General features: G+C 42.9%; 10 protein-coding genes. 4 read left to right on the top strand and 6 right to left on the bottom strand.

Features of this window, described 5'->3' with window-relative positions; translation table 11 throughout:
• Window positions 1-67: 67 nt before the first annotated feature.
• Entirely contained in the window at window positions 68-1,084 is a 1,017-nt protein-coding gene (locus ACFFGT_RS26400; protein ID WP_377025509.1) for a hypothetical protein, read from the bottom strand.
• Between the two features lie 100 nt (window positions 1,085-1,184).
• On the bottom strand, window positions 1,185-1,664 hold the full coding sequence (locus ACFFGT_RS26395) for a hypothetical protein (protein WP_377025508.1): 480 nt from the start codon (window positions 1,662-1,664) through the stop codon (window positions 1,185-1,187).
• Between the two features lie 537 nt (window positions 1,665-2,201).
• On the opposite strand from ACFFGT_RS26395, the gene ACFFGT_RS26390 reads away from it, so the two are divergent.
• From ACFFGT_RS26390 to ACFFGT_RS26380, 3 genes are all read left to right on the top strand, one after another.
• Window positions 2,202-2,711, top strand: a complete 510-nt coding sequence (locus ACFFGT_RS26390; protein ID WP_377025507.1) for a peptide-methionine (S)-S-oxide reductase — start codon at window positions 2,202-2,204, stop codon at window positions 2,709-2,711.
• Window positions 2,712-2,772: 61 nt separating this feature from the next.
• A complete protein-coding gene (locus ACFFGT_RS26385) occupies window positions 2,773-4,269 on the top strand; it encodes a lipase maturation factor family protein (RefSeq protein ID WP_377025506.1) in 1,497 nt (498 codons plus the stop codon).
• Window positions 4,270-4,480: 211 nt separating this feature from the next.
• A complete protein-coding gene (locus ACFFGT_RS26380) occupies window positions 4,481-5,536 on the top strand; it encodes an alpha/beta fold hydrolase (protein WP_377025505.1) in 1,056 nt (351 codons plus the stop codon).
• Between the two features lie 69 nt (window positions 5,537-5,605).
• On the opposite strand, the gene ACFFGT_RS26375 is transcribed toward ACFFGT_RS26380, so the two are convergent.
• Entirely contained in the window at window positions 5,606-8,104 is a 2,499-nt protein-coding gene (locus ACFFGT_RS26375) for a TonB-dependent receptor (RefSeq protein ID WP_377025504.1), read from the bottom strand.
• Window positions 8,105-8,284: 180 nt separating this feature from the next.
• Here ACFFGT_RS26375 and ACFFGT_RS26370 point away from each other — a divergent pair, with 180 nt between their 5' ends.
• Window positions 8,285-9,262, top strand: coding sequence for a 3-keto-disaccharide hydrolase (locus ACFFGT_RS26370; RefSeq protein WP_377025503.1), 978 nt, complete (start codon window positions 8,285-8,287; stop codon window positions 9,260-9,262).
• Window positions 9,263-9,369: 107 nt separating this feature from the next.
• On the opposite strand, the gene ACFFGT_RS26365 is transcribed toward ACFFGT_RS26370, so the two are convergent.
• The 3 genes from ACFFGT_RS26365 to ACFFGT_RS26355 all read right to left on the bottom strand — a co-directional run bounded on the left by ACFFGT_RS26365 (window position 9,370) and on the right by ACFFGT_RS26355 (window position 14,103).
• On the bottom strand, window positions 9,370-10,209 hold the full coding sequence (locus ACFFGT_RS26365; protein ID WP_377025502.1) for an SMP-30/gluconolactonase/LRE family protein: 840 nt from the start codon (window positions 10,207-10,209) through the stop codon (window positions 9,370-9,372).
• 200 nt (window positions 10,210-10,409) lie between these two features.
• A complete protein-coding gene (locus ACFFGT_RS26360) occupies window positions 10,410-10,649 on the bottom strand; it encodes a hypothetical protein (protein WP_377025501.1) in 240 nt (79 codons plus the stop codon).
• Between the two features lie 4 nt (window positions 10,650-10,653).
• Window positions 10,654-14,103: a T9SS type A sorting domain-containing protein gene (locus ACFFGT_RS26355; RefSeq protein ID WP_377025500.1), complete on the bottom strand. Its 3,450-nt coding sequence runs from the start codon at window positions 14,101-14,103 to the stop codon at window positions 10,654-10,656.
• Between the last annotated feature and the right edge of the window lie 84 nt (window positions 14,104-14,187).

Below are 14,187 nucleotides of genomic sequence, written 5' to 3'. Positions count from 1 at the left end.
CAGATTAACTATTTATTAATGTTGATTATCAGTAATTTAGCTAAACTTTAATTAAGCATTTATACAGCTAATGCAACACAACCAACATTGGTATTAACCCCTTACCCCGGCTTAAGGGGGCCAATGCTTTTCCTATTATTGCCCCAAAAGATTTAAGGGGATCAATGGCCTTCATTGCACAACCCGGGATGTCTGATGTAGTGAGCATGTCGCCGGTTTCTATTGGAGCTATATCTGCATCAACTTTACAGTATACCTTACCCATCATTGCAACAGGCTTTCTGTTTATACTGTTGCTTTGTTTGTCAAGTATAATTCCGGGTTTGTAATTGCCTGCGCCGGATAACACACCAACTACCTTCTTATCATATGCCTGAGTACTTGGTGCCAGCATACCTGTTGGCGTTAATACCATTACCTCACCGGGTACTGTGTCTTCCGCAACATCAAAATCTTCTGCAAAGTCGGCATGGCCGCAAACTATATCATTGTGAGCTGTTAATGTACCGGTAATTGTTACGTCGCCTTCAAAAAAACCGGCAAGTTGCCCGCCTTTTCCATGAACACCAATACCGCTTGCACTTAACCCGACTACCCCCGTTCCTTTACCGTTACAGGTTGAGAGAATACCATGAGAATTAATTGAATTACTTTCAATACCCGGTGACTCCACAGAACTTGTACGCAATCCGGCAAATGTTCTGCTGGAGCATCGCAAACCATAGTTTGTATCGCTTTCGGCTTCCATGCCACGCCCGGTAGTACCCTGGCCGCGAACCCCGGGGCCGCCTGTTCCATTAACACCTAATACGCCCGCCTCGGTTTTGCTGTGGCTTTCGCCTTTTACACCAATATTTTGCTGACTTAAACCGGCTACTCCCAAGCCCACCTCGCCTGTTCCAAAAACCCCAACAAATGATTTACTAATTCCAATAACTCCTTTGGATGTTACACTCTCGCCTACTACACCTGCCCCGCTATCGCATATGCCAAGAACGCCAAAACCACCGGGTCCTTTATTCTCACCTTTAACGGCAGGTATGCCTGCGTCTAAAGATTCTACGTTTAAACTATTCTCTGCCATTTTTATTTTTTTAATATTTTGTAATCCTTTTGCTTTAAAAGGGAAACGATAAATCACTGTTAATTAAGCATTCTATCCGATGATGTTTGAAGTAACGATCTTAATACTTTTCATGAACACGGGTAGTTTGCTTCATCAAAGACATACCTATATCGTGCAGGGTTTCAGATGTATTTTCTACAGAAATAGTCTCAGCCAGCATAGTTAAAAGTGCGCCATAATATGATTGTTCATGCGGGGGCAGAGGCTGAGGATTGAGCATCACTTCATCACCACCCATATCAAAAAATAATGACCCGGGCAGTGGAACATAATTAGGCTTTGGGTGCAAAGGCCAAAATTCATCATCATAATCAAAAGACTGTATGCCAGCCTTAAAAAGGCTTTTACCTGAAGTGTTTAATTCTTTAGCAACATGCGGGTCTTTTACTTTCTGAGCTATAGCTTTAACTACCGAAGCGGCAAAAACATTGCGGGAGCTTTCTGAAATTAATGGAACATGAGGCTTTAATGCATCAATTGCTTCAGGGCGCAAGTGTGCTAAAAATACGAGCTCTACTGTTTGAGATAATAAATTCATGATTGACTATTTAAGTTTAAATTTTTGTTTTGTTTTTTTGTTTATTGAGGAAACGGTACCAAGCAAAACACCGGGATTAATAATATGGGTATCAAAACCTTCTGCAGTCCAGATACAGAAGTTAATCCGCACACTAATGACTATCCGGTAATTTAAAATTGAGTAAAGAATAGTATTAATAATCGTATATTATCTCCAATATATTTTACGGAGACAATAGCCATTTAAATTGTTAAAATCCGGTAAGCATTAAATAAGATAACTCTACCTTATTGGCCGGTTCTTCTGTGAATAACCTTTTCAGCTTGTTGAGTAGTAGCAGTAGTATAGATAGCAGGAAACAGGGCGAAAAGAACAGGAGCTTCTGTGTTTTAAAGATAGGTAGTGATTATTTGTGCGGTTGCAGTATTAATACGCGATTATTTACGTATTAATACTGTAATGATTTTCTACGTGACTATTTTACAAATACTGCTCTCTCCTCATACCTGATAAACACCCGGATCAGTTTTATTTTGAATTACCTAATTTTACATCATGCAAAAAATTGGTTTGGGCGGCTCGTGCCACTGGTGCACCGAAGCAATCTTCCGCTCGCTGAAAGGCGTTGGCAGTGTTGAGCAAGGCTGGATTGCATCCGATGGAGAAAACACAGCACCGTCCGAAGCCGTCATCGTTCATTTTGATCCGGCCGAAATCAACCTGGAAACTTTGATCTCCATTCATTTGCATACCCATAGCTGTACTGCAGAACATGCAATGCGCAGTAAATATCGTTCGGCGGTTTATACTTTTAATGAAGAGCAGGCCAAGGTAGGAAAACAAGCCATTAAAAACTTACAGGCAGATTTTGAACAACCAATCATTACTATAGTATTACCCTTTCAAACTTTCAAACTCAACGAAGAACATTATTTGGATTATTATTATAAAGATCCATCCAAACCCTTTTGTCAAAACATCGTTAGCCCAAAATTGAAAGACCTATTAAGCCGCTTCAGAAACCAGGTTGATGAGGCCAAACAAGCCCACCTGCAAAACTTGTGAATTGTAATTTAAAAAACCATTACGCCATGTAATATGTTTTAAAATCACCAATCAACACCCCATGCCTCCCACCTACTGGTTAACCCGTTTCATGATTCTCCGGCTGCTCGGTATCATTTATGCAGTAGCCTTTTTGGTGACTATTAATCAGATCATCCCCCTGATAGGCTCAAACGGATTACTGCCTCTCGATCTTTACTTTAACCACGTAAGCGCTGCACTTGGTTCAAGCGGTGCAGGCTTTGTTCGTTTGCCTTCTGTTTTTTGGCTGGCCCATTCAGATACAGTTTTATTGTGGGCTGCATGGGCTGGTCTGCTGCTTTCGCTTGTGGTAGTAGTCGGCTACGCCAATGCGCCGATGCTCGCTGTGCTCTGGTTCCTGTATTTATCCTTTATCCATGCAGGGCAGGATTGGTACGGGTACGGCTGGGAGATTCAATTGGCGGAGACAGGGTTCCTGGCAATTTTCCTGTGTCCCTTGTGGGAAATGCGGCCATTTCCTAAATATGCCCCGCCCCTGCTTATTATTGTACTTTTCAGGTGGCTCATTTTTCGCATTATGCTGGGTGCCGGTCTCATCAAATACCGGGGTGATGCTGTGTGGCGTAATGGTACAGCACTCCATTATTACTTTGAAACACAGCCTATTCCCGGCCCGCTCAGTCGCTGGTTTCATTTTTTACCCCATACCCTTTTAAAAACTGGCCTATGGTTCAACTGGCTGGCCGAACTTATCTCGCCCTGGTTTACTTTCGGTCCACAGGTGGCCCGGCACATCGCAGGCGTGGTGATCATTTTATTCCAGCTGGCGATCGCTGTAAGCGGTAACTTGTCCTTTTTAAACTGGCTCACCATAATCCCTGCATTAGCTTGTTTTGACGATAATTTCTGGCGAAAGATACTTCCGCGCACGCTCGTTATTAAAGCTGAGGCTGCAATAGCCGGTGCACAGGAATCAAGGCCGATGGTTACAACTTCATGGATTGTTGCGGGGGGAGTCGCATTATTAAGCATCCAGCCTGTGCTTAACCTACTCTCTCCATCCCAGGTTATGAATACCTCCTTTGATCCACTGGAACTGGTTAATACTTACGGTGCATTCGGCTCGGTAGGCCAGGAACGCTTTAATGTAGTATTTGAAGGAACGGCAGATGAAAATCCAGATGATAACGCTAACTGGAAGCCTTATATTTATCAGGGCTTGCCGGTTTTGCCCAATCAGCGGCCACCACAAATTGCGCCTTACCAACTACGCCTCGACTGGCAAATGTGGTTTGCCTCAATGTCATCAGCAGACCAGTATCCATGGACCTATAACCTGGCCTGGAAACTGCTTCATAACGATCCCGGCGCGGTAAGCTTGTTTGCAGGCAACCCCTTTCCAAACAAACCGCCGCGTTACATTAGGGCTGTGCGTTATAAGTATACCTTCGCCAATCCGGGTAATCCACAAGGCTTTTTCTGGAACCGCCAAAAAACAGATCTTTGGCTCCCGGTAATGTCTGCAAATGATCCTCAACTGATCGCATTCCTTAAAAGTGCAGGCTGGGTCCCGTAAAAATTACGGGATCATTGTTTCAGCATCGCACTGAGTGGTTTTGTACGGCAAAAAAAATCCCGAAAATTAATCTATCCGTAAAAATGTCTAACTGAAATCCCTATCTGTCCGGTTCGGGCCATCTGCCATTTTTCCAGTGTGTGTGTTGATGTACTTTTGTTATGTCCAACGATCAGTAAAACATCGGAGGAAAACTTACAAAACAATTATCATGGAAAACATAACAAATTTTAGTCGTCGCCGCTTTCTTAGCATCACCGCCCTAACCGTTGCAGCAGCAGAATTTGGCGGCAGTGGATTATTAAAAGCAGCAACCAGGAATGCCGATCAATCAGCTCCGCGGAAAAACTTTTTTTCCAATGCTACTTTTGATAACATCAAACAGGTAAAAACCAGTTTGCTTGACATTGGCTATGCAGAAAGTGGTCCGGCAAACGGACAGCCTGTAATACTTCTTCACGGATGGCCTTATGATATTCATAGCTACGTTGAAGTATCGGCCATACTTGCAAAATCAGGCTACAGGGTAATAGTACCCCATTTACGCGGGCATGGTACAACGCAATTCCTTTCGGCGCAAACATTCAGAAACGGGCAGCAAGCGGCATTAGCTACAGATGTTATTGCACTAATGGACGCGCTGAAAATAGACAGTGCCATAATAGGTGGATTTGACTGGGGAGCTCGTACTGCCAATATCGTGGCTGCATTATGGCCCGAACGCTGTAAAGCCATGGTATCTGTAAGCGGCTACCTGATAGGCAGCCAGGAAGCAAACAAAAAACCATTGCCACCAAAAGCAGAGCTATCATGGTGGTACCAGTTTTATTTTAGTACCGAGCGCGGCCGCATAGGCTACGAAGCCAACAGGCGCGACTTTAACAGGCTGATCTGGGAAACAGCTTCACCTAAGTGGAAATTTGATGATGCTGAGTTTGAGCAATCAGTTCCATCTTTTGATAACCCTGATCATGTTGCCATCGTGATCCATAATTACCGCTGGCGCCTCGGCCTTGCCGAAGGTGAAGCCAAATACGACGAACTTGAAAAAAAGCTGGCAACAATGCCCCCAATCATTGTCCCTACCGTAACCCTTGAAGGCGATGCCAACGGCGCCCCGCATCCTCAGCCTGCTGATTATGCCGCCAGGTTTAAAGGTAAATATGCACACCACACCATTAACGGAGGCATTGGGCACAACCTGCCGCAGGAAGCCCCACAAGCTTTTGCCGATGCGATAATGGAAGCTGAAAGTTTTTCTAAATAAATTATAGATAATAAAAGTAAACCGGCTGCAATTGTACCTTTTGAAAAGATACAATTGCAGCCGGTTTGTTTATTTATCGTTATTACTGCTTCCGCTGTCTTTAAGGTCATCGTTATTGATGGTCTTTTTAGGCTTTTTAGGTTTGGCCTGGGTAAGGCCGCCTATGCGGTAGCTAAACCTGATCTCAAAACTCCGTATCTGTGTTATGCTAACAGCTTGCTGGCTGATATTGCCGGAGTTAACCACTGTAGGTACGTGGAAGCCATTGGTGAGGAAGTTATCGAGCCCTATACCTATACTGCCCTTCTTTTTTGCGAAATACCTGTTAAAGCTAACGTTGTACACGCCGAAACCTCCCTGGTAGCCTTGCAATTGTATCTGGCGTGACCGGCGGAATGTAAAGGCCTGGATTGAATATTTATCCGACAGATCATAACTGCCGAATAAACGGTAATTGGCTACCCAGCCTTGATTGCTGGCATGAAACAGCGGATCAGGATCCTGATTATCCAGGCTGAGGTGGTACAGATCGACACCTCCATTGATGCTTAGCTTGTTAATTGGCGACAGGTTGAATGAAAGGCTTAATCCGTAAGCATCCTGCTTGCCCAGGTTTTGGTACGAAGTCCTTACCGTATCGCCACTGGTGGTTCTGATAGTTTGAATAGCATCATTAGTACTGCGCATAAAAGCAGATAGATTGACGCTATTATTTTTGATATGGGTACTGTAGCCCAGTTCAAAGTTATTGGTATATTCGGGCGAAAGTGCAGGGTTACCAACAGTAATATTAAGCGGGTTTGATGCCTGGATATTAGGATTTAAAAATTCAAGCGATGGCCGCTGGATGCGGCGGGTAAAACCGAATTTGATCATATCCCCATTATCAAACTTGCGGGCCAGGTTTACACTTGGCACCAACACCCCGTAGTTAGGAATACTTACGGACGAACCGCTGTTAAAATCGGCCGTAATATTGGTGTACTCGTAACGGGCACCTGCTTTGAGTGTATAATTTTTAATAGGTGACAGCGTATAAGACAGATAACCGGCCGCTACATTTTGCTTATAGCTGAAAGCGTTTGACAAATTAGCTGATGAGATAGGCTGATAGTTAAGCGAACCATCGGCAGCCGAAAAATAAGTGTAATCACTGCTTACTGTTCTGATAATGTCTTTAGCGCCAAACTCAAGCAGTTGATTTTTGAATGTAGGCGTTTGGTAATCGGCCTCAAAAGTGAGCTCTTTATTTACACTGTTATTGTTGTTTTTGAGGCCACCTGTTACAGAGCCATTGCTTTGGTCGAGGTAAATATTCTCGAAATTGTTATTCCGGGTATTCTGGCTGTATTCGGTAAGGATACTGAACTCCCGCTCAGGTTTCTTGCCGGTAAGCGTATAAGTAAGTGTGGCATCCACCTGGTTGGAGTTATTGGTGATCTTATTTTGCTGCAGCATGGAACTGGTAAGCTCGTCATTAAGATAACTCTGCGTCAGGAAATTATTCTGGGTAGAAGGCCGGTTGTTTGCGCCGATCACTACACCCAAACTAAGCGAGTTGTGCTCGCTGATATCATAGTCCATACCCAGGTTATACCTGCCGAACAATGATTTATTTTTAGTTGTGGCGCTTTGCGTAGTCAGATAGGTATCGTTTGAAGTAAGACTGCTTACCGTTTGACTGTTGGTAAAAGAACCGGGGGAATTGTAGCTACCGCGGCCAAAGCCACCTACCGAAAAGTTAAACTTACCCACTTTATAACCACCATTGAGACCAAGGCCCGATCCACGGGTACCGGCTGTACTGTTAATATTAAGCGTAAGCCCTTGGAGCGTATTTTGTTTCAATACAATATTGATGATCCCTCCGGAACCTTCGGCATCATATTTGGCCGATGGCGAGGTGATCACTTCCACACTCTTGATCAGGTCGGCCGGAATTTGTTTCAGGGCATCCGCAACGCTGGCCGACATCATGGCCGATGGCTTACCATTGATAAGCACCTTGATGTTTTGACTCCCCCTTAGGCTTACATTGCCATCCATATCTACCGAAACCATCGGTACACGCTTCATAACGTCAGAAGCATCTCCCCCACGTGCGGTAAGGTCATTTTCGGCATTATAAACTGTACGGTCAATCTTTTCTTCAACCAAAGCCTTCTTTGCCGTTACCTGAACTTCATTTAGCACTTTAGCATTAGGACTCAATAAGATGCGGCCCAGTTTTTTTGTTTCACCTTCAGCCAGGTTAACACTTGATATCGTTTTATCAGCATAGCTCAAAAAACTGATCTTGATGCGGTAGGTGCCGGTATTTAATTTCCCTATTGAAAATTTACCATCGGTAGCTGTAAGCGAACCAGATACAATTTTGCCGCTAACCTGGTCAATAATAGTTACAGTAGCATAATCAACCGGCTTGCCACTTACCGAATCAAGTACGATACCTGAGATACCGGAAGAGAATTCGGCATTGTTAAGTGCTATTTTGTTTTTTGTACGAATGCTGGCTGAGGCAGTCAAAAACGACATGAAGAGCAATATAAAGAGAGATAATTTTTTCATTACAGGTTTTTATTCTGAGCAAAAGAACCCAAAATGAAAAACTTCATAAACTGTAATAGACCGCGGGCAAAAACTAATCGACGTACACGTAATAGTGATCGAAGTTTGTGTCGCATTGACACATCAAAAAATCGATCGTTTAATTAAAATATTGAATGTTAGTTTGTAGATTTAAACATTATGAGAAACCAAACTACCACCAACCAAAGCAAAACCTATAGACTTATCCGCTTGCAAATTATTGCGGCATTACTGCTTCTGATAATTTCCGGGGCCAAAGCTCAACAAACAAAAGATCCGGTAGTGATAGGCCGATGGGATATCAGTTTAGAAAAAGGCGGCAAAAGCTTGCCTTCATGGCTGGAAGTTCAAAAATCAGGTACCCACACCCTGATCGGCCGTTTTACATATGCCTTCGGGAGCGCGCGCCCCATATCAGAGGTTAAGCCACATGATGGAAAATACAGTTTTTCTATCCCTCCTCAATGGGAAGAAGGGAACCGCAACATGGATTTTGAATTTGAGGTTAAAGGCAATGAATTAACCGGAACAATGGTATATACCGATGGGGTTACCTATCACTTTACCGGTGTTCGGGCACCGTTAATGACAAGGACTAAGGCGCCGGTATGGGGCAAACCTGTTAAACTATTCAATGGTAAAGATACCAAAGGCTGGCATACTGATGGAAAGAACCAATGGACAGTTGAATCCGGCATTTTGAGAAGCCTGCACTCTGGCGCAAACCTCATTACCGATCAAAAATTCGGCGATTTTAAATTACATATTGAGTTTCGTTACCAAAAAGGCAGTAACAGCGGCGTTTACCTGAGGGGCAGGTACGAGGTACAGGTAATTGACACCAAAACCGGCGAACCGGAACCCATCAATAATCAGTTCAGCGCTATTTATGGCTTTCTGTCGCCCAACAAAATGATGGCAAAAAATGCCGGCGAATGGCAATCATATGATATTACCCTGGTAGGGCGCTTAGTTACTATTGCAGCAAACGGTACCACGGTGATATGCCAGCAGGAGATTCCGGGTATTACCGGCGGCGCTATCGACAGCAAAGAAGGCGAACCAGGCCCGCTGCTAATCCAGGGGGATCACGGCCCTATAGATTACAGGAACATCATTATTACTCCGGCTAAATAAAATTACTTGGGCCATTTAAAAACAGAACTTTATAGCAAACTCTGCCAATTGTTTTAAGATAGTTGGCAGGGTTTGCTTTTAGCCCGGATACAGGCTTAAATTGTATATTAACGGGTAACAAGTTTATAAGCTACTACTTTTTTAGCAAAAAATGTGGGCACATATAAAATGCGATTAATGGTATCATAACCCAGATCGGCAGTGTTTAACTTTTGCGCTTCCGAATCAAGCAAAGTTTCTACTTTGCCATCGGCTGTTACATAAAATATATGGCCTGCCCAGCAGGTAATTAAAAAATCACCATTACCAACAGGTTCAAGACCATCGCCGCCGCAGCTAATTGTGGCTATTGGTGTTAAATTGCCTTTACTGTCTGCTTTTATAAACTTCGGCCCGCTCATGATATAAAGATCGTTACCTATGGCTTTTAGCCCGTTTACGCCAGTTACCTGCGTTAAAAAAGTTGTTACTTTGCCCTTTTCAATCCTGTGTATTTTTAAGGTTTTACTGTCGGATACATAAATTATCCCTTTTGCATCTACTGTAACGTCATTTAAAACTTTAGCACTGTCAACAGGTATTTTGTTGATCACCTTGCCTGTCTTAATATCAACAACCACAACTTCCGAAAGATCGGCCACATACAATTGGTTGCCAAACCTTCCCAAACCCTTGGGTGAATTTAAACCGGTGGTAAAATTAAGATCCATGATCTTTCCATCCAGCCCTATTTTGGCAATTCCTCCCTTGCCATCAGCCGCGCTGGGGTTCCCCTCAATTTGTGATACATACAGGATCTCTTTTTTAAAATCAGGCAAAACCGATTCAGGGATCCGTACAACGGTATCAGTTTCCCAAAGCTTTTCTAACTGGTGCGTTTGCGCAATAGCGCCCTGTACCATAAATGCCAGTAAAGCAGGCAGTGTGCATTTAAATAAAGGTTTCATTGCAAATTGGTTTTTATTGATCAAGATACAGATTTATAACACAACAGATGTTATACAAATATTATCTAATACTGTATTTAATTGATTGTTTACCAGCCTGTAAAAGAAGATGAAGCACTCAAATTTGAAAGGTTATTGAGTTTCGGCTCTGGTTAATTTAACAATGCAGCTAACCTGCATTCCTTGTGCAATTAAACAGGTTATTCCTGGCCTGAGCTTAATTTAGCTTTTGGGCTTAAGTGCCGTACAGTAAATATCGCAGCCACCAAAATCAATGCCCATACCCAGGTATCCAGCGGGCATCCATCAGGGCCGCCATCATTACCATCGCAAAGACCATCTCCCGGATCGGCAAAACTCCAGGATACCGCCAGTAAATTGATTATTATAATAGCTAATATGGTTTTCCATTTTGATACAATCATAGCTAATACATACATACTGTTATTGTTTAAAAAACATTCCACTCCCAATTCTGTCCCCTGTGCTTTCATTAACTGCAACTACTATGTAAAGTCCCCGGCTTAAGCCGGCAACATTTTCCTGGATGGTATTTGTGCCTGTTGCCGACAGCTTTTTGACAATTACCCCCGAGGGGTTAACTATACTGATCCTTACCGGACTGGCAGATGTTTGTTGTAATTTTATATTTACTGTATTGACCGAAACCACGGTTGGATATACCAGGAATTTATTTACACCGGTACCCGGCTGGATCTCAAACTTCAGGTTATCAGAAAGTTTATTTTCGCCGGTTACCAGGTTTTGGCTAAGCCGGTAAATGATCTGCCCACTGCCAGGTGTTGGGTCGGTATAGGAATATTTGCCTGCACCCGTCGACCGCAGGCTGTCGATAGTTAAAAAGGTTTTACCTCCGTCAGCACTCTTTTGAACACTAAAACCAGTAAAATTACTTTCATTATTGGTTTCCCAATTTAATGTTATTCCCTCAATAACTTTTTTTCCGGTAAAGGTTAGCAAGCGATAATCATGACCGGGAACTATACCGATGCTAAGATAAAACCTGTCATGAGCATAACTGGCAGGATTCGACTCTACCTTAAACGCATACTCCGCGTTATGCACAACGTCGAGGGAATCATTGGTGTATTTATCCTTCAGATAGATGGAGTATCTTGCGTCAATATTTTTTTTTATTGGCGATGTAAGCTTGTATACGCCGTAGTTAGAGAACGTAACGATAAGATTTACACGCTTTAATTTTTCGAGGTTACCCGTGTAGTTAGCAAAACATCCTACCGAATCGCTGCTAAGCGAATAAAACAAATCGCCCTGTCCTGATGGCTGATAATATGGCGCATCTTCGCCATGGACAAATTTTGCCGAAGCATTTTCATCAAAATTGATATCGGTAGAGTTGTGGACTACGGTGTCCTGCACTAATTCCATGGTAAGGCGGGGTAATATGTCTCCAACGTCATTACTTCCGGCGCTCGCAGCATATGAAGCCGCAATGTTTTTACCGGGATTACCCACCACATTAAACACAGGGGGAGTTGGGGGACTGTAGTTTGAATAAGCCACCTTCATGGATTCATCAAACTTAATAGCCGATGCAGAAGTTGCTAAAGTAAAAAATCCCTGACCGGATAAGGCATAACGGCTTGCCCCTGTCCCGGCGGAGCCGGTAGCGCCGTTGCTTGCATCATACATGGCGAACTTGGTTGATGAACTGTTGGTTCCGGTACTGGCATCTTTTATCAACATATAATAAAACTTATTGGTAGTATTTGCCAGGTAAAGTGCATGCAGGTCGATTACCGACGCATAAGGATTACCAATAAGATTAAGTCCCTTTTTTATTGCCGGGGTGCTTGCACTGAATGACAAAGTAGCCGGCGCACTCACCACCGCGGCCGTATAGTATAGAGGTGGTGAGGCCTGGAAATTGACAATATTGGCCGAGAACTGAGCGTTTGCACCAACCGCGCCTTTAATAACTGTACCGAAAAAGTTTAAAGTAGCATTATCTGTTGCCGGAAAAGGCCTTACAAAAGGATTTGATACACTTCTGCTCCCCCTGAAATAGTATAAAAAACCGTTAGCAGCAGGCAAGCCTTCGCTTGTTGAATTAAAAGGCTTGTATTCATTATTTAAAACCAGGTTTACGTTGGAGGAAGCAGGGGCATTTTCATCATAAACAAAAACAGAAGGGCTGTTACCTGTAGCTGTAGCATCATCAAAACCATTTGTTGAACCTGACGGGCCTGTTATGTAAGTTGTAGCTTTAAGCGGTACAAGATTATAGGTAGGAAGCGAACCGGTTGTAAAAAATGTAGATGTACTGTTAATCACCGGCGATGACATTAGCATATACCGTCGCAATGTACCTTTCACATAACGCTGAACGTTTATACTGCCCGTAATTGTACCCGCAGCAAGGGTACCTATACTGGCATCTCCGGCACTGGTAGATAATATAGTTAGCGCCGTTGTAGTTGATGTGGCATTTCCCACTGCAAGAGTTGATGCTGAATTGACATTTAAAGTATAGGGTGCCGCTACAGTAAATTTACTACCTGAAGCCATTGATTTTGTACCGCCACCAGTAAAAGTCACATTATAAAAATTTGTGCCTGTAGCAGTAGCATCCGTAAGGGTTTGGGTTGTGCCGTCAAACGATATCAGCGCTGACGCATTCGGGGTGAATGTACCCGTATTGGTGTAATTGCGGGCAATAGTTACTGCGCCCGTTCCCATAGTCATCGTACCAGAATTAGTCAAATCACGATTAATATCCGTTGTACCAGCACCACCGGTAATAGCGGCACTATTAGTCCAATCAGTGCCGACAGTGATAGCTGTACTGTATGTGGCAAACGTTACATTACTTGTGGTTGTAAATGCTGAATCGATCACTAAAGTGCTGGGATTAGTTGCACCAGAGGTACCGATTGTAGCAGTACCTGTACCTTCTATAACAAGATTATCATAGGTTGGCCCGGCATTATAAAACCCGCCACCAGACCCAAAGCCAACAAAAGAAGAGGTATAAATTGTAGGGTTCGACCCTGTATAATGAATGGTAGTTCTGCCACCCGCCGTACCTCCCTGCCTGTTACCATCAAAATTTACAGAACCATAAGGAGGAGATATTGAAGCGATGGCATTAGCGTTAGTAAGATATAAACTTGGATTACTTTTGGGTGAACTTATATTATAAGTACCATTTACAGTGAAATATACCAGGTTACTACCAGAAGTATACCCGTTGGGGTTTGTAATGTTTATTTGACCGTCAATTTTCATAATTCCATCCTCTAACCTAAAACCACTGCCATTGCCTAAATTTGTGCTTGGAATGAGATTTACATTATTAGTTACATATAAGTTAGCTACATGAGAAAAAAGAAAGCTATTCTGGCCGCCTGTGGTACCAGAAGTACCAACTCTTATATTGGCACATTGAACTGAGGCCGTGCCATTTATGAAATTATTGACCGTAGTAGTAATACCATTGGTAGTGTTAGGGGTTTGAACTATATCGCCCGTTACAATTAATTTTCCTGTAGAGCCATTTACCGTTAAAGTGGTTCCCGTAATAGAAGAAGAAATGCTATATTCTCTTGGGCCAAATGTAATTGATGCTACAGTTAATGTTTGGTTAGCTGTTAATGTTAAAGTTGGTTGATTAAGATATATAGATAACGCAGTTACACCAAATTGAACAACATCAGTATTTCTGTTCTGACCCGGATATTCGGTTGCAATAAACCCTCCCACAGTCCAATTTGATTTGTCGGTCCAAACTGCCGAAGTAAGTCCATTCCAATCAAAAGTGGCTGCAAAGGCATGGCTTGCGCAAAAAAAGAGATTTATCCAAAGCAGCAATATTTTTTTATTCTGTATATGCAAGATAGATCTCAGGCGCATTGGATATCCTTTATTTATTAACAGTTACTTTTTACGAAAAAGTATCAAAAAAGGTTTCTCCCGAAAATATAAATTAACCAATAA

This window comes from Mucilaginibacter angelicae, assembly GCF_042434235.1.
GTDB classification, from domain to species: domain Bacteria; phylum Bacteroidota; class Bacteroidia; order Sphingobacteriales; family Sphingobacteriaceae; genus Mucilaginibacter; species Mucilaginibacter angelicae.
This window is presented reverse-complemented; position numbering and strand designations above follow the sequence as displayed.